General features: G+C 70.9%; 4 protein-coding genes. 3 read left to right on the top strand and 1 reads right to left on the bottom strand.

What is annotated here, in order from left to right:
- Together VFZ39_RS13495 and VFZ39_RS13490 are read left to right on the top strand one after the other, a co-directional pair.
- Positions 1–265, top strand: a 265-nt coding sequence (locus VFZ39_RS13495; protein ID WP_414690293.1) for a PKD domain-containing protein, incomplete at its 5' end; no start/stop codon positions are given.
- 10 nt (positions 266–275) lie between these two features.
- Positions 276–548 (top strand): hypothetical protein, encoded by a 273-nt coding sequence (locus tag VFZ39_RS13490; RefSeq protein ID WP_330866289.1) that lies wholly within the window; start codon positions 276–278, stop codon positions 546–548.
- On the opposite strand, the gene VFZ39_RS13485 is transcribed toward VFZ39_RS13490, so the two are convergent.
- A complete protein-coding gene (locus VFZ39_RS13485; RefSeq protein WP_330866288.1) occupies positions 549–1568 on the bottom strand; it encodes a serine protease in 1020 nt (339 codons plus the stop codon). It lies immediately after the preceding gene.
- 159 nt (positions 1569–1727) lie between these two features.
- Between VFZ39_RS13485 and VFZ39_RS13480 the strand changes: the two genes are divergently transcribed.
- Positions 1728–3507, top strand: a 1780-nt coding sequence (locus tag VFZ39_RS13480) for a hypothetical protein (protein WP_330866287.1), incomplete at its 3' end; no start/stop codon positions are given.

Raw genomic sequence — 3507 nt, 5'->3', positions numbered from 1 at the left:
GCCGAGCGAGTACACGTGGCACTTCGGGGACGGCACGTCGAGCACGACCAGCAGTCCCGGCGCGGCATACCCGGACCTCGACGTCACCCACACCTACGAAGACCCCGGGCGCGTGGCACCGAGCGTCGACACGACCTACACCGGCCGCTACCGGGTGAACGGCGACGCCTGGCAGGAGATCCCGGGCAGCCTCACCGTCGCCGGCGAGCCGGAGGCGCTGCGGGTCCGGTCTGCGTCACCGCAGCTGGTCGGGAACCCGGCGTAGGCTCGATCGCGTGACCGACGACGTCAACGACGGCTTGACCGAGCAGGCGGGACCCATCACCGACCAGGAGGCCGCGGCGCTCGCCGAGGCCGTCGGCCTGGTGGGTGGAGAGGTCTCCGCCGTCGGGCTTGGCAACACCGACGACGGAGACCCGTGCGTGGTCGTCTACGCGAGCGCCCAGGCCGAGGACCTGCCGACCGAGCTGGCCGGCCTTCCGGTCCGGGTCGTGGTGTCCGACCCAGTGCTGGCGCTGGACGAAGACGCAGACGAGAACCAGGTCTGATCAGGGCCAGACCCGCACCCCGAGCGACACCTGCACGGTCGCGATCGGGTTGAGGATCGTCGCCACCGACGAGCCCGCGAAGAGCAGGCCGATCGGCCGGTTGGACCAGTCCAGCACCAGCGAACCGCTGTCGCCGCCGGCGGACATGTCGGTCGTGATGATCTGGTTGACGAACTTCGCCACCTTGCCGCCGCCGTACCCGACGTTCACGGTCGCGTTCAGGGCGGTTACCCGACCGGTGGTGAAGTGCGTCGTGCGCCCGGTCTTCTTCACCAGCATGCCGACCGCCGCGGCTGCGGCCGCCGTCGTCGGGTAGCCGTTCCAGTAGATGTCCCGGTCGATCGTGTCGAAGGGCACCTCCGCGATCGCGGCGTCGACGTGGTTGTCGGTGCCGTCGAACTTGATCGGCACGTAGCGCGCCAGCCGGCCGATCGCGTCCGCCGGTCCGCCCCCGTCGAACGTGCCCGGCTGGTAGATCGGGTCGCCGAGGTTGGCGTCGTTGCTGTTGGCCAGCACGTGGTTGTTGCTGAGGATGTAGTACTTCGGCGGCTTGCCGGGCAGTGGCCGCAGGTCGTAGCAGCCGGCACCGATCGTGCCCGCTGTGACCTTCGGGTGGCCGACGCTGTAGCCCGGACGGACCGGACGGATCCGGCGCGCCAGGGTCTGCGCGTCCACCGCCTGCAGCGGCTCGACCGGGGCCGAGGCCAGGTCTCCCCCGGCGCTGCCACCACCGGCGAACAGGTGGCCGACCTCGAGTACGTCGGTCGGCGTGCTCTCGACGGTCTTCGACACCTTGTCGCGCGAGTCGAGCAGCTGGTCGGGCAGCTTCTCGGTGACCAGCACCATGACGCTGGGCGTCGTGGACTGCTCGCCGGCCTTGATCTTGTGTCCGAGACCGACACCCACGACGTTCGCGCGGTCGAGGAACCGGTCCTCGGCCGCAGCCCGCGCATCGGTCAGACCGGCCAGCTCGGTGGGCAGCTCGAAAGCCTCACTCTCGAAGAGCTCGTGATCGTTCATGATGTGTTCCCTCCTGACCCGCATGGGCGAGCACCTCTCGCCGAACGGGTGCGCCGTCAGGAGGTACGGCGCGGTTCGGCTGATACGCGGATGTATCGCGGGGCGCCCCTCGGCACTCCTGAGCCCAAGGGGGTGGCCGTCATGCCACGAGGGCTCTCTGTGATCGAGCACAAAGTGCTGAACGCGTCCGCGTTCCGCAGCCTGCGGACCGTGCTGTTGCTGGTGGCGGTGCAAGTGCCGATGCGGCTCGCCGTCGAGCCGGACGACTGCATCGGTCCGCTGCGCCTCGCACTCCTGGTCGACGTCGGGCTCTGCGTCGCGCTGCTCGTGGCCGCCATCCGCTTCTCTGCGTACCTCGAGGCCAACTGCCCGGGTCCACGCTGCCGCGCCGCCGGCCGCGCCGCGAGCCTCGCCCTGTCCGTCGGCGCCGTCCTCAAGCTGGTCGACGACGCGCTCGTCTGGCGGCGCAGCGCGGCTCCCTATGACGCGTGCTCGACCGCGGTCACGCCGTACCTCACGTACGCCGGATGGGGGCTTGCAGCCGTCGGACTCGTCGTGCTGCTGCTGGCCACCTGGCACTCGCGGTGCGACTACGGCGAGCGAGCCGTCGACCCGCTGCGCTACGCGAGGCTGCGCGGCGCCACGGTCGAGGAACGCCCCGGCACGATCATCGCCTGCTCCGGCGGCGGCATCCGGTCGGCGAGCTTCTGCCTCGGCGCCCTGCAGGCGCTGATGTCGAAGGGCATCTACCGGAAGGCGTCCGCTGTCATCGGAGTCAGCGGCGGCGGTTACCTCGCAGCCGCCTTCCACATGGTCGGCCGCAACCTCCCACCCGAGTCACCGCCACCCTTCGCCCAGGGCACTCCCGAGCTCGCGCTGCTGCGCCGGAGCACCCGCTACCTGCTGCCGCGCGGGGTCGAGGTCTTCCGCGGCGTGATGTCGGTCCTGTACGGCGTGGCCGTCAACATCGTGAACATCGCAGTCGCCCTGTGGCTGCTGGCGTGGGTGCTCGGCTGGTACCTCGCCGAGTACCAGGTGCTCCCACCCGACGGCGACGGCCAGGGCCGCGCGTTCGACCCCGCCACCTGGTGGTGGGCGCTGGCACTGGCCCCATGGGCGATCGCGATCCTCGTGTTCGTGGTGGTCGAGAAGGTCTGCGACCGGTTCGTGTCGATGGCCGAGTGGCGGCGGGAGACCCGCACGATCACCCGCGCCATGATGGCCGCCGGCACCGCCTCGTTGGTGGTGATGGTGATGGTGCCCTGGTCGATCGCCTGGGTGTCCAACGCCGACGACGTCGGCGTGATCGGCGCTGCGTTGGCGCAGCTGGTGATCCCGGACGCGGCCGCACAGGTCCCGGCGGCTCTCGGCATGGTCGGCGTGGTCACGACCTCGTTGCTCACCCTCGGTCGCGCGGTGCTCACCGGGCTGGGCCGGATCGGCCAGGAGAACAGCCGGACCGAGCGGCTGCTCGCGCTGGTCCGGGTGCGGGTCGCGCCGTGGCTCGGCACCGTCATCATCGTCGCTGCCGGCTACCTGGCACTGCTCCGCCTCACGAACAAGTACGCGACGTCGGCGGAGTGGCGGACCGAGTGGGCCAACGCGCTGTACCTGCTCGCCGTCGTGTGCATCGTCCGGCTCCTCACCGACGCGAACCGGACCTCGCTGCACCAGTTCTACCGAGAGCGGCTCGCGACCGCCTACCTCGTCGAGCGGGTCGACGAGCGCACCGCACAGGCCATGCCGGGCAACCGACCGCTGCCGGTGTCGGAGTACGCCGGCGCCCGGCCGGACGGCGTCGACGGGCCGGAGCTGGTGATGGCCGCGGTCGCGAACGTCGTCGACGAGGAGTTCGTGCCCACCGGGCGGGGCTGTGTCCCGTTCATCATCGACGCCTCGTCCACCGGTGTCATCGGCGACCGCTCGCTCCCGACGGGCG

Origin of the sequence: Nocardioides sp. (assembly GCF_036374615.1) — a bacterium.
GTDB lineage: Bacteria > Actinomycetota > Actinomycetes > Propionibacteriales > Nocardioidaceae > Nocardioides.
The sequence above is the reverse complement of the archived record's forward strand: the minus strand, read 5'-3'. Positions and strand labels throughout refer to the sequence as shown.

Excerpts from the sequence above, each read along its gene's own strand:
- VFZ39_RS13485 (WP_330866288.1), bottom strand. The coding sequence starts at position 1,568 with ATGAACGATCACGAGCTCTTCGAGAGTGAGGCTTTCGAGCTGCCCACC.